The sequence below is a fragment of the Azonexus sp. genome, from assembly GCF_047638095.1.
In the GTDB taxonomy this organism is placed as follows: Bacteria; Pseudomonadota; Gammaproteobacteria; order Burkholderiales; family Rhodocyclaceae; genus Azonexus.
Genome location: NZ_JBLJBW010000017.1, coordinates 32,967 through 51,457 on the forward strand (window position 1 = coordinate 32,967; position 18,491 = coordinate 51,457).

17 protein-coding genes and 1 pseudogene are annotated in these 18,491 nt (G+C 61.5%); 16 read left to right on the plus strand and 2 right to left on the minus strand.

Annotated elements, in window-relative coordinates:
• Positions 1 to 122 precede the first annotated feature (122 nt).
• Positions 123 to 1,673 (minus strand): alkyl hydroperoxide reductase subunit F, encoded by a 1,551-nt coding sequence (gene ahpF, locus ACM62Q_RS06340; RefSeq protein WP_415034691.1) that lies wholly within the window; start codon positions 1,671 to 1,673, stop codon positions 123 to 125.
• A gap of 124 nt (positions 1,674 to 1,797) precedes the next feature.
• Positions 1,798 to 2,361: an alkyl hydroperoxide reductase subunit C gene (ahpC, locus tag ACM62Q_RS06345; protein WP_415034693.1), complete on the minus strand. Its 564-nt coding sequence runs from the start codon at positions 2,359 to 2,361 to the stop codon at positions 1,798 to 1,800.
• 299 nt (positions 2,362 to 2,660) lie between these two features.
• On the opposite strand from ahpC, the gene ACM62Q_RS06350 reads away from it, so the two are divergent.
• From ACM62Q_RS06350 to ACM62Q_RS06425, 16 genes and pseudogenes are all read left to right on the plus strand, one after another.
• Entirely contained in the window at positions 2,661 to 2,957 is a 297-nt protein-coding gene (locus ACM62Q_RS06350) for an HU family DNA-binding protein (RefSeq protein WP_415034695.1), read from the plus strand.
• 57 nt (positions 2,958 to 3,014) lie between these two features.
• Positions 3,015 to 3,548 (plus strand): hypothetical protein, encoded by a 534-nt coding sequence (locus ACM62Q_RS06355; RefSeq protein WP_415034697.1) that lies wholly within the window; start codon positions 3,015 to 3,017, stop codon positions 3,546 to 3,548.
• A 30-nt stretch (positions 3,549 to 3,578) separates the two neighbouring features.
• Positions 3,579 to 4,754 (plus strand): UbiH/UbiF family hydroxylase, encoded by a 1,176-nt coding sequence (locus ACM62Q_RS06360; RefSeq protein WP_415034699.1) that lies wholly within the window; start codon positions 3,579 to 3,581, stop codon positions 4,752 to 4,754.
• A 9-nt stretch (positions 4,755 to 4,763) separates the two neighbouring features.
• Entirely contained in the window at positions 4,764 to 5,495 is a 732-nt protein-coding gene (locus tag ACM62Q_RS06365) for a DsbC family protein (RefSeq protein ID WP_415034701.1), read from the plus strand.
• A gap of 347 nt (positions 5,496 to 5,842) precedes the next feature.
• Complete coding sequence (gene mraZ / locus ACM62Q_RS06370) at positions 5,843 to 6,289, plus strand: division/cell wall cluster transcriptional repressor MraZ (RefSeq protein WP_415034703.1); 447 nt, start codon at positions 5,843 to 5,845, stop codon at positions 6,287 to 6,289.
• The gene (gene rsmH, locus ACM62Q_RS06375; RefSeq protein ID WP_415034705.1) at positions 6,286 to 7,224 is read left to right on the plus strand and encodes a 16S rRNA (cytosine(1402)-N(4))-methyltransferase RsmH; all 939 of its coding nucleotides are present in this window, start codon (positions 6,286 to 6,288) and stop codon (positions 7,222 to 7,224) included. The genes mraZ and rsmH overlap by 4 nt, the downstream gene beginning before the upstream one ends.
• Positions 7,224 to 7,481 (plus strand): cell division protein FtsL, encoded by a 258-nt coding sequence (gene ftsL / locus ACM62Q_RS06380; protein WP_415034707.1) that lies wholly within the window; start codon positions 7,224 to 7,226, stop codon positions 7,479 to 7,481. The genes rsmH and ftsL overlap by 1 nt, the downstream gene beginning before the upstream one ends.
• A complete protein-coding gene (locus ACM62Q_RS06385) occupies positions 7,481 to 9,247 on the plus strand; it encodes a peptidoglycan D,D-transpeptidase FtsI family protein (protein ID WP_415034710.1) in 1,767 nt (588 codons plus the stop codon). Before ftsL ends, ACM62Q_RS06385 begins: the two co-directional genes overlap by 1 nt.
• The gene (locus ACM62Q_RS06390; protein WP_415034712.1) at positions 9,247 to 10,749 is read left to right on the plus strand and encodes a UDP-N-acetylmuramoyl-L-alanyl-D-glutamate--2,6-diaminopimelate ligase; all 1,503 of its coding nucleotides are present in this window, start codon (positions 9,247 to 9,249) and stop codon (positions 10,747 to 10,749) included. Before ACM62Q_RS06385 ends, ACM62Q_RS06390 begins: the two co-directional genes overlap by 1 nt.
• Complete coding sequence (locus ACM62Q_RS06395; RefSeq protein WP_415034729.1) at positions 10,749 to 12,158, plus strand: UDP-N-acetylmuramoyl-tripeptide--D-alanyl-D-alanine ligase; 1,410 nt, start codon at positions 10,749 to 10,751, stop codon at positions 12,156 to 12,158. The genes ACM62Q_RS06390 and ACM62Q_RS06395 overlap by 1 nt, the downstream gene beginning before the upstream one ends.
• Positions 12,149 to 13,252 carry a phospho-N-acetylmuramoyl-pentapeptide-transferase gene (gene mraY / locus ACM62Q_RS06400; RefSeq protein WP_415034714.1) on the plus strand — a complete coding sequence of 368 codons (1,104 nt, stop codon included), beginning with the start codon at positions 12,149 to 12,151 and terminating at the stop codon, positions 13,250 to 13,252. The genes ACM62Q_RS06395 and mraY overlap by 10 nt, the downstream gene beginning before the upstream one ends.
• A 1-nt stretch (position 13,253) precedes the next feature.
• Positions 13,254 to 14,609, plus strand: coding sequence for a UDP-N-acetylmuramoyl-L-alanine--D-glutamate ligase (gene murD, locus ACM62Q_RS06405; RefSeq protein ID WP_415034715.1), 1,356 nt, complete (start codon positions 13,254 to 13,256; stop codon positions 14,607 to 14,609).
• Complete coding sequence (gene ftsW, locus ACM62Q_RS06410) at positions 14,603 to 15,766, plus strand: putative lipid II flippase FtsW (protein WP_415034717.1); 1,164 nt, start codon at positions 14,603 to 14,605, stop codon at positions 15,764 to 15,766. Before murD ends, ftsW begins: the two co-directional genes overlap by 7 nt.
• A gap of 121 nt (positions 15,767 to 15,887) precedes the next feature.
• A complete protein-coding gene (gene murG / locus ACM62Q_RS06415; RefSeq protein ID WP_415034719.1) occupies positions 15,888 to 16,949 on the plus strand; it encodes an undecaprenyldiphospho-muramoylpentapeptide beta-N-acetylglucosaminyltransferase in 1,062 nt (353 codons plus the stop codon).
• Entirely contained in the window at positions 16,946 to 18,337 is a 1,392-nt protein-coding gene (gene murC, locus ACM62Q_RS06420; protein ID WP_415034721.1) for a UDP-N-acetylmuramate--L-alanine ligase, read from the plus strand. Before murG ends, murC begins: the two co-directional genes overlap by 4 nt.
• Positions 18,334 to 18,491: pseudogene (locus tag ACM62Q_RS06425) on the plus strand (hypothetical protein); the annotation flags it as partial. The gene murC and the pseudogene ACM62Q_RS06425, both read left to right, overlap by 4 nt.

Here is an 18,491-nt window from a genome sequence, read left to right on the forward strand (position 1 = left end):
GCCGCGAGAAACTCAAGGCGCAAAAACCACATCGCCGGGACGGATGTCGGCTTTAGTCGCCCGTCAACGAAAAACGGCCACCCGAGCCGGGTGGCCGCTGGCCTGGGGCCGCAGCGGGGGGGTTAGCTGCGGATCAGGTGGTCGAAGGCCGATAGCGAAGCCGTTGCGCCGGCGCCCATGGCGATGATGATCTGCTTGTACGGCACCGTGGTGCAGTCGCCGGCGGCGAAGACACCGGGGACGTTGGTCTGGCCTTTGGCGTCGATTTCAATTTCGCCGAAGCGGTTCAGGTCTAGCGTGCCTTTCAGCCATTCGGTGGCCGGCAGGAGGCCGATCTGCACGAAGATGCCTTCCAGCTCGACCGGTTTGATTTCCTCGGTGTTGCGGTCTTTGTAGGTGAGGCCGGTGACTTTCTGGCCGTCGCCCAGCACTTCGGTGGTCTGCGCTGACTTGATCACGGTGACGTTGGGCAGGCTGGCGAGTTTTTCCTGCAAGACGGCGTCGGCACGCAAAGTGTCGGCAAATTCGAGCACGGTGACGTGGGCGACGATGCCGGCGAGGTCGATGGCAGCTTCGATGCCGGAGTTGCCGCCGCCGATTACCGCCACGCGCTTGCCCTTGAACAGCGGGCCGTCGCAGTGCGGGCAGAAGCAAACGCCCTTGGCCTTGTATTCCTTCTCGCCCGGCACGTTCATTTCGCGCCAGCGCGCGCCGGTGGCCAGGATGAGCGATTTGGCTTGCAGCACGCCGCCGCTCTCCAGCTGCACTTCGATCAGCCCGCCGGCTTCCGCGCCGGGAATCAGGCGGCTGGCGCGTTGCAGGTTCATGATGTCGACGCCGTATTCTTTGACGTGCTCTTCCAGGGCGCGGGCGAGTTTCGGGCCTTCGGTGGCTTTCACCGAGATGAAGTTCTCGATCGCCAGGGTGTCCATCACCTGACCGCCGAAGCGTTCGGCGACGATGCCGGTGCGGATGCCCTTGCGCGCCGCATAAACTGCCGCCGCCGCACCCGCCGGGCCGCCGCCGACCACCAGCACGTCAAACGCAGGCTTTTCGCTGATGGCTGCTGCGGCGCGATCCGCTGCGCCGGTGTCGACCTTGGCGAGAATTTCTTCCAGGCTGGTGCGGCCGGAAGCAAATTCCTCACCGTTCAGATAGACGATGGGCACGGCCATGATCTGCCGGCGCTCGACTTCTTCCTTGAAGAAACCGCCGTCGATCATGGTGCTGCTGATGCCGGGGTTGAGCACGGCCATCAGGTTGAGCGCCTGCACCACGTCCGGGCAGTTGTGGCAGGAGAGGGAAATGAAGGTTTCAAAGTGCAAACCGCCGGGCAGGTTTTTGATCTGCTCGATGATTTCCGGCTCGACCTTGGGCGGGTGGCCGCCGACTTGTAGGAGCGCCAGTACCAAGGAAGTGAATTCGTGCCCCATCGGCAGGCCGGCAAAGCGCACGCGGGCGGCTTCGCCGGGCAGGGCGACGCCGAAGGAGGGGGTGCGGGCATTCTTTTCTTCACGCAGGCTGACCTGGTTCGAGCAGCTGACGATGTCGGCGAGCAATTCGCGCATTTCCTGCGAACGCGCATCGTCACCCAGGGCGGCAACCAGTTCGATGGGGCGTTGCAGGCGTTCGAGGTAAGCGGTCAGTTGGGCTTTGATGTCAGCTTCGAGCATGGTGTTTCTCCCGTTTCAATGGTGAAAATACGATTCCGAGGATTTCACTGGGATGCCACGCAAGGGCGTGGCATGGCGCTGAAATCCTCCCCCGACGGGGCCGGGGAAGGCTTGCAGACTGGATTTAGATCTTGCCGACCAGATCCAGCGACGGGGCCAGGGTCTTCTCGCCTTCTTTCCACTTGGCCGGGCAAACTTCACCCGGGTGCGAGGCGGTGTACTGGGCAGCCTTCAGCTTGCGCAGGGTTTCGGTGACGTCACGGGCGATTTCGTTGGAATGGATTTCCAGCGTCTTGATCGTGCCTTCCGGGTTGATGATGAAGGTGCCGCGCAGTGCCAGACCTTCTTCCGCGATATGCACGCCGAAGGCATTGGTCAGTTGGTGCGTCGGGTCGCCGACCAGCGGGAACTGGGCCTTGCCGACGGCGGGCGAGGTTTCGTGCCAGACCTTGTGCGAGAAGTGGGTGTCGGTGGTGACGATATAGACTTCCGCGCCGGCCTTCTGGAATTCGGCGTAGTTGTTGGCGGCATCTTCAATTTCGGTCGGGCAGTTGAAGGTGAAGGCGGCCGGCATGAAAATCAGCACCGACCACTTGCCTTTCAGGCTCTGCTCGGTGACTTCGATGAACTTGCCATTGTGGAAAGCCTGGGCCTTGAAGGCTTGTACTTGGGTATTGATGAGGGACATGTTTTCTCCTTGTGGGTTGAGATGAACGACGGATGGATGATAGGTCGCGCATGCGAATTAATCCAATTAATTGAACTCATGTTGCGAATAGCTAAGAGCTATCAAATCTGTTTTTTGGAAAAATCCATCAAGCGCAGCGCAGCGGTGCGAGTATCAACGCCATTACAAAAAATCACAATGAATGGCGTGTAAATCCCCTTTTCGGCCAACACCTGGGGCGCAAGCTGTGCTACTTTTGCCGCACTGCCGTTCGTTGACGGCCAGTTTTCTTAACTTGAATGGGTAACTAGGAGGCGTAGATGAATAAATCCGAGCTGGTCGAAGTTGCTGCACAAGAAGCTGGTATCACCAAGGCGGCCGCAGACAAAGCACTGTCGGCCATTGTTAACGCTGTAGTAGGGGCTGTGGCCAAGGGAGATTCGGTGACCCTGGTCGGTTTTGGCACCTTCAAATCCTCGCCGCGCGCGGCGCGTACCGGCAAAAATCCGAAAACGGGCGCAACCCTCAAAATTCCGGCCACTGTCGTGCCGAAATTTACGGCGGGCTCTGCTTTCAAGGCCGCAGTTGCGCCGAAGAAAGCGGCCAAGAAAAAATAAGTTGCGCATGATCGAACGCGGGGTTCGCCGCAAGGTGGGCTCCGCTTTTTAATTGGTATGACGAATTTGAACCACGAAGAACACAACGCGCCCTCGGAAGACGCAGAAGACGAATCGGTAGCGCAAGAGCTTGCACCGCCAGCTACCGCTGAAGCCGAAGCCGAGCCGGCGTCCGCGCCTGCTCTGGCGCAGGAGAATAGCGAGCTCGCCGAACCTGCGGCGCAGCCAGTGCAGGAGGATTTTCAGCCCTTGCACTTGCGCCGCCGTTTGCGTGAATTGCTGTCGGTGCCTGAGCGCGATCGTCATGATGCGCAATGGGATGAAATCATCGAGCTCGAAATTCAGCTGGCCCCGGGTAATCGCCTGGCCGGCTACGTGGCCAGCGGGAATAACAACCGCCAGCCGCCGCGCCATAACAACAAACCGGGCAGCGGGGGGCGCAGCGGCGGACATGCGGGGCAGGCCGCGGCGGTTGGCGCTGCCAATGCCGGCGATCCCGGTGCGCAGCAGAAAAAACATCGGCCGCGCAGTAAAAACAATCGACGTCCGCGCCCGGGGGGGGGCAAGGGCGGTGGCGAGGCCGCCGGTTGATGCGCGGTTTGCGCGCCGCGCGGGTCCCCCATGGCTGTTTTTGATCTGATCATCGTCGGCGGTGGGCTGGCCGGTGCCAGCTTGGCGGTGGCGCTACGTGACAGCCGCCTGCGTATCGCCCTGGTCGAATATCAGCCGCCACGCCGCGTGGGGGGCGAAAATGCGGGCTGGGATGCGCGGGTGTACGCACTGAGTCCAGCCAACGTCGAATTTTTGCGCACGATCGGCGTCTGGAAACATCTTGCCGCCGAGCGGATTGCTCCGCTTCGCGCCATGCAGATTTTTGGCGACCAGGGCAGCACGCTGAATTTTTCTGCCTTCGAAACCGCCGTGCCCGACCTGGGCTGCATACTCGAATCCTCCCTAATGGCCTGCGAGTTGTGGGAAAGCTTGAAGCGGCAGAGCAATGTGCAGCTTTTCCTCGGGCAAAAGCCGGTGGCGCAGCGGATTGACGCGGATACCGCCAGTTTGCACCTGGCCGACGGCAGTATTTTGGCGGCGCGTTTACTGGTCGGCGCGGACGGGCGCGATTCCTGGGTGCGCGAAACAGCCGGTTTGCCGGCGCACAATCGCCCCTATGGTGAAAAAGGCGTGGTGGCTAATTTTGCCTGCGCCGAACCGCACCACAATACGGCTTGGCAGTGGTTTCGCGCAGACGGCGTACTCGCCTGGTTGCCGCTGGCCGGGCAAAACATTTCCATGGTCTGGTCTGCGCCCGACGCGCTGGCCGAGGAATTGCTCCAGTTGTCGCCGCAGGCTTTGGCGGCGCGCGTGGCGGCAGCGGGCGGGCATCGTTTGGGCGAGTTGCAGTGCATTACGCCGGCGCAAGCTTTTCCGCTGCGCCTGATGCGTGTGCCGCGCACGGTTGCGCCGCGCCTGGCCCTGGTAGGCGATGCCGCGCACGGTATTCACCCGCTTTCCGGGCACGGCATCAATCTGGGTTTTCAGGATGCGCGCGAACTTGCCGAGCGTTTATTGGCCGCGCCGGCTTGGCAGGATATCGGCGAATTGCGCTTCTTGTCGGCCTACCAGCGCGCGCGGCGCGAAGAAACTGTGTTGATGCAAAGCACGACGGATACCTTGCGGCGTCTTTTTGCTTCGCCTTCGCCGCTGCTGAAAAACTTGCGAAATTTGGGTTTGGGGCTGACCGAGCGTTTGCCGGTGGCCAAAACTGTTTTGGTGCGTTACGCCCTCGGGGCGCTTTAGGAGAAATACATGTTGCGTCAAATCCTGTCTGCGGCGTTTCTGTCGTTTGTTGCGCTCTGCGCTTTTGCGCAGGAGGCCGAAATTCAGAAAGCGGTGGAAGCGCGTCTGGGAATTAAAGTCGAATCGGTGACCAAGGCGGGCTATCTCGGGCTGTATGAGGTGTACGCCGACGGCAATATTTTTTATACCGACGAAAAAGTCACCGCCATGTTGATTGGCGGCGACATGATCCGCGCGCCGCAGGCCTTGAATCTGGTCGACCTGAAAACTAACCGCAACATCACCGATGAGCGCATGCGTAAGCTCAATGCCATCAAATTCTCCGATTTGCCGCTCGATCAGGCCGTGAAACAGGTGCGCGGCAACGGCAAGCGCGTCATCGCCACCTTCGAAGACCCCAACTGCGGCTACTGCAAGCGGCTGGCCAAGGATTTGCAGAAGCTGGAAAACGTCACCATCTATACGTTCCTGTACCCGATCCTGTCCGAAGATTCCCTGAAAAAATCGCGCCAGATCTGGTGTTCCGCCGATCGTAACAAGGCCTGGCTGGACTGGATCATCGATGGCAAGCAACCGGGCGGGCGCGATAATTGCGACACCAGCGCGGTGAGTAAAAATCAGGAATTCGGCCGTCGCCTCAATATCACCGGCACGCCGACCATCATCTTCGCCGACGGCGAGCGCGTCCCCGGCGCGGTGCCCTTGGCAACGCTGGAGCAGAAATTGAGCCAGCAGAAGTAAGCCAGCTTCGTTTTTCCCCGCACAGCCCCCGCCGCGAGCGGGGGCTGTGCCGTTTACCAGCATGAAAAATCAATTTGGGCCCGCACTAGGGGCGCGATGGGATTGGGGGTTCATAAGAACATGGCATAGAGCATGGCATGCCGCTGTCTGCCCCGGAGGACTTCTAATAGTTCACTTTAACTATGCCTTTTCCAGGCATTGATTTTTAAGGGAAAACAACATCAAGAATTGCCTCCAAAATGCACGCTAAGTCGTTGTTACTTAAGAAAAAAATCCTGTTTTTCTATTGACGCTCCAAAAATCTTCCTCTAAAGTGGGGAAATGTGTTGAAAAGTGGGTAAACGGGGATGTTCGAAGGGGCTGCGGCGCTCAATCTGGATGCCAAAGGGCGGCTTGCCATTCCGGCAAGGCACCGTGACGCCCTGCGCGCCGCCGGAGATGGCGAACTGGTGCTGACGGCGCACCCCCACAAATGTCTGCTCCTTTACCCCGCGCCGGCCTGGCAGCCGATTCGCGACCAAATTTTGAAGGCGTCCAGCCTCGATCCTCGGGCAGCGGCAATCAAGCGGGTGATGGTCGGCAATGCCCGCACCGAAGGCCCGGACAGCGCCGGACGTTTGTTGTTGGCCCCGGAATTGCGTGCCTACGCGCAGCTGGAAAAAACGGTTTACCTGGTGGGGATGGGCAGTCATTTCGAAATTTGGAGCGAGGCCGGCTGGCTGGCGCAAAACGAATTGGCGGCAGAGGCTTTGAGCGGCGAATTGCCGGCGGGCTTGGCGGATTTGGTGCTGTGAGTGCGGCGGATCAGCACGTCACCGTATTGCTCGCAGAAGCGGTCGATGCCTTGGCAATCAAACCGGACGGTATCTATATCGATGCCACCTTCGGGCGGGGTGGGCATAGCCGACGCATACTCGCCGCATTGAATGCCCAGGGGCGCCTGTTCGCTTTTGATCGAGATCCGCAGGCGATCGCTGCCGGCCAGGCCCTGAACGATCCGCGCTTTACTTTGGTGCATCGGGCTTTTGGCGAATTGGCGGAAGGCTTGGCGGCCTCTGGTGTCAGCGCCGTAGACGGGATTCTTTTTGATATTGGTGTGTCCTCGCCGCAGCTCGATGAGGGCGCGCGTGGTTTCAGTTTTCGTTTCGATGCGCCGCTCGACATGCGCATGGATACGACGCAGGGCGAGACGGCGGCCGAGTGGCTGGCGCGGGCAGAAGTGCGGGAAATTACGGAGGTGATAAAAAACTATGGCGAAGAACGGTTTGCTTTCCAGATTGCAAAGAAGGTTGTGGCTCTTAGGGGGGAACAGCCCATTCTCACCACCGGCCAGTTCGCGGACCTTGTACGCGCGTGCGTGCACACCCGTGAGCCAGGTCAGGACGCGGCGACGCGCAGCTTTCAAGCTTTACGGATTCATATCAATCAAGAGCTCCGCCAGCTGGAAATAGCCTTGCCGCAAGCCCTTTCCCTGCTCAAACCCGGCGGGCGGCTGGCGGTGATCAGCTTTCATTCCCTGGAAGATCGTATCGTCAAGCGCTTCATGCGCGCCCAGGCGAGCCCCGATACCCTGCCTAAAAATCTGCCGCTGCGTGCTGCGCAACTGCCTCCGGCGCGCCTACGTCTGTTGGGTAAGGCGCAGCGTCCGAGTGCGGCGGAAATCGCAGCCAACCCCCGGGCGCGCAGTGCGGTGCTGCGCGTGGCCGAGAAATGCGAAGGGCCTGGCTGATGTTTCGTCTGAATTTGTTCCTGCTCTTTGCCGTCATGGTGTGCGCGCTGGCCGTAGTCAGTGCGCAGCATCATGCGCGTAAGCTGTTCCAGGCGCTGGAAGCAGAGCAGGAGCGTTCGCGGCAGCTGGATATCGAATACGGTCAATTACAGATCGAAATGTCGACCTGGGCTACCCATCCACGTCTGGAAAAAATCGCCCGCGAGCGTCTGCGCATGACGATGCCGGCTCCGACCATGGTCAAGGAGGAGCACTGATGGTCGTGCGCCGCCGGCCGCAGCGTGGCCACCGCTACACGGAAAGTCCGCTTTTGCAGCTTGCCTTGCAGGGCTGGCGCTCGCGTGTGCTCGGCGTGTTGCTGATGGCAGGGTTTCTGGCGCTGATTTTGCGTGCCTTTTATTTGCAGGTAATCAATACCGATTTTCTCCAGGAAAAAGGAGATTCGCGTTATCTGCGCGATATTGAAATTTCTGCTTCACGCGGCAAGGTGACCGACCGCCATGGCGACGTGCTTGCCGTATCGACGCCGATGAAGGCGGTTTGGGCGATTCCCGGCGATGCGCGCAAGATGAGCGGCGAACAAAAGCGTCAGCTTGCCGGCTTGCTCGAGATGAAGGTGCGCGAGCTCGATGCGCGCTTGGCCGCGGAGAAAACCTTCGTTTTCGTCAAACGTCAGGTGCCGCCGCAAACGGCAGAGCAGGTGGCGGGGCTGAAGTTTCCCGGTGTGCATCAGGAGGAGGAGTATCGTCGTTATTACCCGGCGGGTGAAATGACGGCGCATCTCGTCGGTTTCACCAATGTCGATGACAAAGGCCAGGAAGGTGTCGAGCTTGCCTTTCAGGATGCTCTGCTGGGGCGCGCCGGGGCGCGCACGGTGATTCGCGACCGGCGCGGCAATATCATCGAGGATGTGGGGGCCACCCGCGCGCCGCGCGACGGTGCGGACATTGCCCTGGCCATCGATTCCAAAATCCAGTACCTCGCCTACAGCCATTTGAAAACCGCCGTCAGCGAAAGCCAGGCCAAAGGCGGTGGCATCGTCGTCATGGATACGCGCACGGGTGAAATTCTGGCGCTGGCCAACTGGCCGACCTACAACCCGAATAATCGCGCCCGCCTCTCGGGTGAGCAGCTGCGTAACCGCGCCGTAACGGATACTTTCGAGCCCGGTTCAACCCTGAAGCCTTTCTCGGTGGCGCTCGGTCTGGAGCGCGGTAAATACCGTTACGACACGGTGATCGATTGCGCGCCAGGGCGCATCACGGTGGGCAAGGCGACGATTAGCGATGCGCACGCACACGGCTTGCTTACGGTAGCCGGGGTGATTCAAAAGTCTTCCAACGTCGGCACCACCAAAATCGCCCTGAGTCTGCCGGCCGAGGCGATGTGGGACATGTTCGACAACCTGGGTTTTGGCAAACCGCCGCGTCTGGGTTTTCCCGGTGAAGTGGGAGGGCGCTTGCGTCCCTGGAAAAGCTGGCGGCCGATCGAGCAGGCGACGATGTCTTACGGGCACGGTATTTCGGTCAGCCTGATCCAGCTGGCGCGGGCCTATACGGTGTTTGCTCGTGATGGCGATCTGCCGCCCGCCTCGCTTTTGCGCATCGATACGCCCGTGGTGCGCGGCACGCCGGTGTATTCGGCGCAGACCGCCAAGGAAATGCGCGCCATGCTGGAAATGGTGGTCAAACCCGGCGGCACCGCGCCGAAAGCGGCAATTCCCGGCTATCGCGTGGGCGGCAAAACCGGCACGGCGCATAAGCTCGAGGGTGGGGTGTATGCGAAAAAATATATCGCTTCTTTTGTCGGTATTGCGCCGATTTCCGATCCGCGTTTGGTCGTTGCGGTAATGATCGACGAGCCCAGCGCCGGCAAATATTACGGCGGCCAGATCGCCGGTCCGGTGTTCGCGCAGGTCATGGGCGGTGCGCTGCGCACTCTGGGGGTGCCGCCGGACGAGCCCGTGATGCAGGTCGTGGCGAACAGTGGGCCGCCGGGCAAGCTGGCGCGGGGGAATTTGTGATGACGCCACGTCAGTTACTCGAACAACTCGCCGCGCTGGGCGTTACGCCGACTGGCGTGGCAGATGACAGCCGGCAGCTGCAGGCGGGCGATGTGTTTCTCGCCTACCCCGGGGCTCTGGCCGACGGCCGGCGCTATATCGCCGATGCCGTGGCGCGCGGCGCGTGCGCGGTGCTCTGGCAGGCCGGTGGCGATTTTGTCTGGGATCCGGCCTGGACTGTGCCCAATTTGATGGTGGAAAACTTGCGCGCCTTGGCCGGGCCGCTGGCCCACGCGGTGTATCAGCATCCCAGCGAAGCTCTGTCCTTGATCGCGATTACCGGAACCAACGGCAAAACTACGATCAGCCAATGCCTGGCGCGGGTCTATCCGAAACCTTGCGCGGTGATCGGCACCCTGGGTGCCGGTTTCCCCGGAGCGCTCGTCGATACCGGTTTTACCACGCCGGAAGCCAGCGTATTGATGCGCTATCTGGCACAATTTCGCGATTTGCAAGCCGCGGCCTGCGCTTTGGAAGCCAGCTCGATCGGCATCGAAGAAGGGCGCTTGAATGGCGCGCGGGTCGATGTTGCGGTGTTTACCAATCTGACGCGCGACCACCTCGACTATCACGGCGATATGGCGGCCTATGCGGCGGCCAAGGAAAAACTGTTTGGCTGGCCGCGTCTGCGCACCGCCGTGATCAATCTCGACGATGCTTTTGGTTTGCAGCTTTTGCGCCGCACCAGCGCCATGCGGGTGATCGGCTACTCGCTGGCCGCGCCGCGCCGCGATCATCCGGCCCTGGTGCGGGCGGAAAACCTGAGCGCCACGCCCTATGGTCAGCGCTTCGATCTGCTGCTGCCCACGGGGCGGGTGAGTGTCGATACCACGCTGGCGGGGGAGTACAACGTTTCCAACCTGCTCGCCTGCGCGGCGGTGCTGCTCGATGCGGGGCTGGATGCGCGTGAAATCGGCCAGCGTTTGTCAGCGCTGACACCGCCGGCGGGGCGCATGGAACATGTCGGCGGGGTGGGCGAGCCACTGGTTGTCGTCGATTACGCTCATACGCCGGATGCGCTGGAAAACGCCTTGCGTGCGCTGCGTCCTTTGAGCCGCGCGCGCGGCGGCAAGCTCAGCGTGGTGTTTGGTTGCGGCGGCAATCGCGACCCTGGCAAACGCCCGCAGATGGGGGCGATCGCCGCCGCTGGTGCGGATGCCTTGCGGGTGACCAGCGACAATCCGCGCGGCGAAGTGGCCGAAGAGATTATTGCGGCCATCGTGCGCGGCGTGCCGGAAAGCGCGCGTTCGCAGCTGATTTGCGAAACGGACCGGGCGCAGGCCATTGCCCGCGCGGTTGCCGAGGCCGCCCCGGAAGATGTCATTTTGCTGGCCGGCAAGGGCCACGAAACCTATCAGGAAATCGCCGGCGAACGTTTGCCGTTCTCCGACCGCGCCCAGGCCGAACAGGCCTTGGCAGAACGGGGGATGCGCAGGGCGGCGCTGCAGGAGAAAGGCTCATGATGCAATGGACGCTCGCCGAAATTGCTGCGGCGACCCAAGGTCAGGTGCTGGGCGGTGCTCGCGCCGGCGCGCAGAGCTTGCGCGGCGTGGCGACCGACAGCCGCGCCGTAGCGCCCGGCGAGTTGTTCATTGCGCTCAGTGGGGAGCGTTTCGATGCGCACGACTTTCTGCCGCAAGTGGTGGCGGCGGGCGCAGGGGCTTTGCTCGTCAGCAAGGCGGCGGCTGTTCCTGCCGGTGCGCCGGCCGTGCTGGTGGCAGATACGCGGCGCGCACTGGGCAAACTTGCTGCCGCTTGGCGGGCGCAGTTCAGCATGCCTTTGATCGCCGTCACCGGCTCGAACGGCAAGACGACGACCAAGGAAATGATCGCCAGCGTGCTCGAAGCGGCCTACCCAGGCGCGATTCTGGCGACGCGCGGCAACTTCAATAACGACATTGGCCTGCCGCTGACCCTGCTGCAACTGCATGCCGGGCATCGGGCGGCAGTGGTCGAAATGGGCATGAATCATCCGGGTGAAATTGCCTATCTGACGCAGCTGGCGCGGCCCACCGTGGCGCTCGTCAATAATGCCCAGCGCGCGCATTTGGAGGGTATGGGTGATTTGGCGGAAGTTGCGCGTGAAAAAGGCGCAATTTTTGCCGGCCTGACAAAGGGTGGGGTGGCGCTGTTTAACGCCGATGACCCGCAAGCGAAGATCTGGCAAGGGCAAGGGGCAAAAACCGGGCAGCGGGTGATGCGCTTTGCTTTCCAACGGCCGGCCGAGGTGAGCGGCGCGCTGGTGCAGCGCGGTTTGGATTTTCAGCTCAGTATCCGGGCCGCAGGTGAAGAAGCGCAGATTACCTTGGCCGTGCCCGGCAAACATAATGCCGGCAATGCCTTGGCGGCGGCAGCCGCCTGTCTGGCAGCGGGGCTGCCCGTGGCCCCTATCGTCGCCGGTTTGCAAGCTTTTCGCGGCGTCAAAGGCCGCCTGCAGCGGCGCGCTGGCGGGCAAGGGGCGCAGATTCTGGATGATACCTATAACGCCAATCCAGATTCCGTGCGTGCCGGCATCGACGTGTTGGCCAGCACCATAGGGAAAAAAATCCTGATTCTGGGTGACATGGGCGAAATCGGCGCGGGTAGCCGGCAGTGTCACGATGAAATCGGGGGTTACGCAAAAAGTCAGGGCGTCGATTGCCTCTTGGCTCTGGGCGAAGCGAGTGCGCAGGCCGTGCGCAATTTCGGTGAGGGCGCGGCACATTTTGATTCCGTGGATGCACTGGTCACGGCGGCGAAAAAAATCTTGACGCCGGATGCGACCGTGCTGGTCAAAGGCTCGCGCTTCATGCGCATGGAGCGGGTGGCGGATGCCTTGTCGGTGGAAAGCATCGCGGCGGGCGCAGAAAAAGGGGAGAGCACATGCTCTTGATGCTCACGCAATGGCTGGCGCAAGACGTGCGCTTTTTCAATGTATTCAATTACATCACCTTGCGCACCGTGCTGGCGGCGATGACGGCGCTGCTCATTTCTTTTGCCGCTGGCCCACGGGTGATCCGCTGGCTGGCCGCCAAGAAAATCGGTCAGGCGGTGCGCAGGGACGGCCCGCAGACCCATCTGGTCAAATCTGGTACGCCGACCATGGGCGGTGTGCTCATTCTCATCGCCATTGGCATCACCACTTTGCTGTGGGGGGATCTGAGCAACAAATATGTGTGGACGGTGCTGGTGGTGACCTTGGGCTTTGGCATTGTCGGCTGGTACGACGATTGGAAAAAAGTGGTGTATCGCGATCCGAACGGGCTGGCCAGCCGCTGGAAATTTTTCTGGCAGTCCGTGCTGGGGGCAGGGGCGGCGCTGTTCATTGCCTATTCGGCCAGCTCGCCAGCGCAAACCGAGCTGATCGTGCCTTTTTTCAAGAGCGTGGCCTATCCGCTGGGCATCGCCGGTTTCATCGTGCTGACCTACTTCGTCATCGTCGGCACCAGTAATGCGGTGAATCTGACCGATGGGCTGGACGGCTTGGCCATTATGCCGACGGTGATGATTGCTGCGGCCTTCGCCATTTTTGCCTACGCCACGGGCAACGTGGTTTATGCGAAATACCTGCATATTCCCTATGTCGCCGGGGCAGGCGAATTGTGCATTTTGCTGGGGGCCATGGCCGGGGCCGGGCTGGGTTTTTTGTGGTTCAACGCCTATCCGGCGGAAGTCTTCATGGGCGACGTGGGGGCGCTGGCACTGGGTGCGGCGCTGGGTACGGTGGCCGTGATCGTGCGTCAGGAAATCGTGCTCTTCATCATGGGCGGCGTTTTCGTCGTGGAAACCCTGTCGGTGATGTTGCAGGTGTCCTGGTTCAAATACACCAAGAAGAAATTTGGCGAGGGTCGGCGCATCTTGCGCATGGCACCCTTGCATCACCATTTCGAGCAGGGCGGCTGGAAGGAAACCCAGGTCGTCGTGCGTTTCTGGATCATCACCATCATGTTGGTGCTGATCGGTTTGTCTACCTTGAAGCTGCGCTGAAATGGAATTAAAAGGCAAACGCGTATTGGTGATCGGGCTCGGCGAGTCCGGGCTGGCCATGGCCAAGTGGCTGCAGCGCCAGGGGGCCGAGCTGCGCGTCGCCGATACGCGCAGTGCGCCGCCCAATCAAGACATTTTGCGCCAGAGCGCGCCGACGGCGACCTTGGAAACCGGGCCTTTGCGTGCAGCAAGCTGCGCCTGGGCAGACATCATTGCCCTGTCGCCAGGTATGCCCAAGGCGATGCCGCAACTGGCGGCCGTGGCAGAAAAACTGGTGTCGGAAATTGAATTGTTCGTTGCCGGTGTGCGCTTACTTGCGCCGCAAAGCAAGCTGCTTGCCATTACTGGGAGTAATGGCAAAACGACGACAACGGCGCTCACGGCGCATCTGCTCAATACAGCCGGGGTGCCGGCGGTGGCCTGCGGCAATATTTCGCCCTCTGCCCTGGATGCCCTGATGGCCGCGGAAGAAGCCGGCGTTTATCCGGCAGTATGGGTGCTGGAGTTGTCCAGCTACCAGTTGGAAACGACCACCCATTTGAATGCGGCGGCGGCTACCGTGCTCAATGTGACGGAAGACCATCTCGATCGTTACGAAGGCAGCCTGGCCAATTACGCCGCGGCGAAGGCGCGCATCTTCCAGGGCAAGGGCGTGCGGGTGCTGAATCGCGATGATGACTGGTCGATGGCCAATGGGCGCTGCGGGCGCAAGATGATCACCTTCGGCCTGGGTAAAGCGCCGCGCGCCGTCGATTATGGTTTACACGACGGGCAGTTGTGGCGTGGTGAGGAGCGCCTGCTGGCGCTCTCCGCCATGAGCTTGCGCGGGGCGCATAACGCGGCCAATGCCATGGCGGCGTTGGCCTTGGGTGAGGCATTGGGGGTGGACCTTGCGCAAATGCTGCCGGGGCTGCGTAGTTTTCGCCCCCTGGCGCATCGCGTGGAGTGGGTGGCCGAGCGGGCCGGGGTGGTGTACATCGACGACTCCAAGGGTACGAATGTTGGCGCGACCTTGGCGGCGATTGAAGGCTTGGGCAAGAAGGTGGCGATCATCCTGGGCGGTGATGGCAAAGGGCAGGATTTCACGCCGCTGGCAGGGGCTTTGGGTCGGCACGGTCGGGCCGTGGCCCTGATCGGGCGTGATGCGGACAAAATCGCCGCCGCGCTGGCCGAGTGTGCCCTGCCGCAGAAGCGCTGCGCCGACATGGCGGAAGCCGTGCGCTGGTTAAGCGAACAGGCGCAAGCCGGCGATGCCGTGCTGATGTCGCCCGCCTGTGCCAGTCTCGACATGTACCGCAATTATGCGCATCGGGCAGAAGCGTTCATCACCGCGGTCAAGGAGTTGCCGGCATGTTGATGTCCGCACTCGATGCCCCGCGTCGCCCTTTGGCCGAAATCGATCCGGCCTTGGTCTGGTCGGCCATGGTGCTGCTTCTAGGCGGATTGGTGATGGTTTATTCAGCCTCCATCGCCATTGCCGAGGCTGGGCGTTTCACCAATCATCAGCCGGCCTACTATCTGTTCCGACAAGGGGTTTTTCTCGCCATTGGCCTGATCGGGGCGGCGCTGGCGTTCCAGATCCGCATGGAAACCTGGCAAAAACATGCGCCGAAATTATTTCTGCTGGGTGCGGTATTGCTCGTCATCGTGTTGATCCCGGGTATCGGGCGCGATGTCAACGGCGCACGGCGCTGGCTGTCCCTGGGCTTTGCCAATTTGCAGCCGTCGGAATTGATGAAGCTCTTCGTGGCGCTGTATGCCGCAGATTTCACCTATCGCAAAATCAACGTCATGCACGACTTGAAGCAGGCGTTTTTGCCCCTGTTCGGGGCCATGGTGTTGGTGGGTTTTCTTTTACTCAAAGAGCCAGATTTTGGGGCGCTCGTGGTGATCGTTTCGATTGCCATGGGCATTCTCTTTCTCGGCGGGCTGAAGGCGCGCATGTTTGCCGTGCTCATCGTTGGTTTGCTGGCGGCTTTTGCCGTCATGATCATCGTTTCGCCGTATCGGCGCGATCGCGTGTTCGGCTTCATGGACCCCTGGGCGGATGCTTTCGGGCGCGGCTATCAGCTCTCGCATTCCTTGATTGCCTTTGGGCGCGGGGAGTTGTTTGGCGTCGGGCTGGGGGCAAGCGTGGAAAAACTCTTTTATCTGCCCGAGGCGCATACCGATTTTCTGCTCGCGGTGATTGCCGAAGAGCTGGGTTTTGTCGGCGTGCTGACGGTGATTTGCCTGTTTGCGCTCCTCGTGCAGCGTGCTTTCGCCATCGGTCGTCAAGCCGTGCGCCTGGAGCGCCTGTACCCGGCCCTGGTCAGCATGGGCATCGGCATCTGGTTCGGCGTGCAGTCTTTCATCAATATGGGCGTCAATGTGGGGCTGCTGCCAACCAAGGGGCTGACCTTGCCGCTGATGAGCTTCGGCGGCTCCGGCATCGTCGTGAATTGCATCGCCCTCGGCATCCTGCTACGGGTGGATTGGGAAAATCGCCAGTTGATGCGCGGAGGGCGGTCGTGATGTTGTGCATCGTTGATTCGCATCGACTGGCGATTTCGCCGCAGGCTAACCCGGCGCAGCCGGTGTTAAGCGCGCAGCGCGGCCGTAGGCAAAATCAAGGCTTGATGCGGGGGGGGCGGTCGTGAGCAAAACCCTACTCATTATGGCGGGTGGCACTGGCGGGCATATTTTCCCGGCGCTGGCAGTGGCCAAGGAAATGCAGCAGCAGGGCTGGCGCGTGGTCTGGCTGGGTAATCCGGACGGGATGGAGGCGCGCCTGGTGCCGCAGCATGGCCTGGAAATGGTCTGGGTGCGCTTTGCTGCGCTGCGTGGCAAGGGCGTGTTGCGCAAGCTGATGTTGCCGGTCAATTTGCTGCGTGCCTGCCGCGAAGCGCGTCGGGCGCTGCGCCAGGTGCGCCCGGATGTGGTGCTCGGCATGGGCGGTTACATCACCTTTCCGGGCGGCGTCATGGCCCGCCTGAGCGGAATTCCGTTGGTGTTGCACGAGCAAAATTCGGTTGCCGGTCTGGCGAATCGTGTGTTGGCAAAAATCGCCACGCGAATTGCGACAGGCTTTCCCGATGTCTTGCCGCAAGGCCTCTGGCTGGGTAATCCGGTGCGCCCGGAGATTGCCGCGCTGCCCGCACCCGCAGAACGTTTTGCCGAACGCGGCGAGACGCCGTTGCGGCTGTTGGTGATCGGCGGCAGCCTGGGGGCGCAAGCCTTGAACGAGCGGGTGCCGTTGGGTATGGCGCAGCTGACGGCGCAACAGCTGCCGCAGATTGTGCATCAGGCCGGTGAAAAACATATTGAAGCCTTGGAAGCGGCATACGCGGCATCCGGCGTCAGCGCGCATTGCGTGCCCTTTATCGACGACATGGCCGGGGCCTATGCCTGGGCTGATTTGGTGATTTGCCGCGCCGGTGCGCTGACTGTGGCCGAGCTTGCGGCGGCGGGCGTGGCGAGCATTTTGGTGCCCTTTCCGCACGCGGTGGACGACCATCAGACGGGCAATGCGCGTTTTCTGGTCAGTGCTGGTGGTGCCTTTCTTTTGCCGCAAAACGAACTTAGCCCGGAAAGCATCGCCTTGTTGCGCAACTACTCGCGCAGCCAGTTGCTGGCCATGGCCGAGCAGGCGCGCAGTTTGGCGAAACCGGAGGCCACCCGGGAGGTGGCGCAACTTTGCAGTGATCTTGCACGATGAAACATAAAGTCAAACACATCCATTTCGTCGGTGTCGGCGGTTCCGGCATGAGCGGCATCGCCGAAGTGCTGGCCCACCTCGATTACACGGTGAGCGGCTCCGATTTGCAGGCGAGCGCCACCACGCGCCGCCTGGAAGGGGAGGGCGTGCGCGTCACCATCGGCCACGCCGCCGAAAACATTGCCGGGGCCGATGCCGTGGTCACTTCGACCGCCGTCAAAGAGGACAACCCGGAAGTCATCGCCGCCCGCGAAAAACGCATTCCCATCGTGCCGCGCGCCTTGATGCTGGCCGAGTTGATGCGTCTGAAACAGGGCATCGCCATCGCCGGCACGCACGGCAAAACCACCACCACCAGCCTGGTCACCAGCGTGCTGGCCGAGGCGGGAATCGATCCGACCTTCGTCATCGGCGGGCGTTTGAACGCTGCCGGGGCCAATGCTAAATTGGGCGCGGGCGATTTTCTGGTGGCCGAGGCCGATGAATCGGATGCCTCCTTCCTCTTTTTGTCGCCGGTGATTTCGGTCGTGACCAACATCGACGCCGATCACATGGAAACCTATGGCCATGATTTCGAGCGGCTGAAGCAGGCCTTCGTCGATTTTCTCAACCGCCTGCCTTTTTACGGCGTGGCGGTGCTGTGCGCCGACAACGCGCATGTGCGCGAGATCATGCCGCGCGTGACGCGCCAGATCATCACCTACGGTTTGACGCCGGATTGCAACGTGTATGCCAAGGATGTGCGCGCCGATCACGGACGCATGCATTTCACCTGTGTGCGGGTCAATGGCACGACGAGCGAAATGCCGATCACGCTCAATGTGCCGGGCGAACACAATGTATTGAACGCCCTGGCGGCGATTGCCGTGGCCAGCGAAGTGGGCGTGGATGACGCGGCGATCTGCAAGGCGCTGGCGGAATTCAAGGGGGTGGGCCGGCGCTTTCACCGTTACGGCGAGCTTGTTTTGCCGCAAGGCGGGCAGATCACTGTGGTCGATGATTATGGTCATCATCCGGTGGAAATGGCGGCAACCTTGGCGGCGGCGCGCGGCGCTTTCCCTGGCCGGCGTCTGTTGCTGGCTTTCCAGCCGCATCGCTACACCCGCACCCGCGATTGTTTCGAGGATTTCGTCAAGGTTTTATCTACCGTCGACGCCCTGTGTCTGGCCGAGGTGTATGCCGCCGGCGAAACCCCCATCGTTGCAGCGGATGGGCGTTCGCTGGCACGCGCCTTGCGTGTGATGGGCAAGGTGGAGCCGGTATTCGTCGAAGACATTGCGGCCATGCCGCAAACCATTCTGGATGTCGCCCGCGATGGCGATGTCGTATTGACCATGGGGGCCGGTTCGATCGGCGCGGTGCCCGGTAAGTTGGTGGAAAAACAATGAAAGCGGTTCATGATTTTGGCAAGGTCGCCGTGCTTTTTGGCGGCACTTCCGGCGAGCGTGAAGTCTCGCTCAATAGTGGTGGCCGGGTGCTGGCCGCGCTGCAAGGGCAGGGGATTGACGCGCATCCCTTCGATCCGGCCAGCCAGGCGCTGAC

Excerpts from the sequence above, each read along its gene's own strand:
- ahpF (WP_415034691.1), bottom strand. The coding sequence starts at position 1,673 with ATGCTCGAAGCTGACATCAAAGCCCAACTGACCGCTTACCTCGAACGC.
- ahpC (WP_415034693.1), bottom strand. The coding sequence starts at position 2,361 with ATGTCCCTCATCAATACCCAAGTACAAGCCTTCAAGGCCCAGGCTTTC.
- ACM62Q_RS06350 (WP_415034695.1), top strand. The coding sequence starts at position 2,661 with ATGAATAAATCCGAGCTGGTCGAAGTTGCTGCACAAGAAGCTGGTATC.
- ACM62Q_RS06355 (WP_415034697.1), top strand. The coding sequence starts at position 3,015 with ATGACGAATTTGAACCACGAAGAACACAACGCGCCCTCGGAAGACGCA.
- ACM62Q_RS06360 (WP_415034699.1), top strand. The coding sequence starts at position 3,579 with ATGGCTGTTTTTGATCTGATCATCGTCGGCGGTGGGCTGGCCGGTGCC.
- ACM62Q_RS06365 (WP_415034701.1), top strand. The coding sequence starts at position 4,764 with ATGTTGCGTCAAATCCTGTCTGCGGCGTTTCTGTCGTTTGTTGCGCTC.
- mraZ (WP_415034703.1), top strand. The coding sequence starts at position 5,843 with ATGTTCGAAGGGGCTGCGGCGCTCAATCTGGATGCCAAAGGGCGGCTT.
- ftsL (WP_415034707.1), top strand. The coding sequence starts at position 7,224 with ATGTTTCGTCTGAATTTGTTCCTGCTCTTTGCCGTCATGGTGTGCGCG.
- ACM62Q_RS06385 (WP_415034710.1), top strand. The coding sequence starts at position 7,481 with ATGGTCGTGCGCCGCCGGCCGCAGCGTGGCCACCGCTACACGGAAAGT.
- ACM62Q_RS06390 (WP_415034712.1), top strand. The coding sequence starts at position 9,247 with ATGACGCCACGTCAGTTACTCGAACAACTCGCCGCGCTGGGCGTTACG.
- ACM62Q_RS06395 (WP_415034729.1), top strand. The coding sequence starts at position 10,749 with ATGCAATGGACGCTCGCCGAAATTGCTGCGGCGACCCAAGGTCAGGTG.
- mraY (WP_415034714.1), top strand. The coding sequence starts at position 12,149 with ATGCTCTTGATGCTCACGCAATGGCTGGCGCAAGACGTGCGCTTTTTC.
- murD (WP_415034715.1), top strand. The coding sequence starts at position 13,254 with ATGGAATTAAAAGGCAAACGCGTATTGGTGATCGGGCTCGGCGAGTCC.
- ftsW (WP_415034717.1), top strand. The coding sequence starts at position 14,603 with ATGTTGATGTCCGCACTCGATGCCCCGCGTCGCCCTTTGGCCGAAATC.
- murC (WP_415034721.1), top strand. The coding sequence starts at position 16,946 with ATGAAACATAAAGTCAAACACATCCATTTCGTCGGTGTCGGCGGTTCC.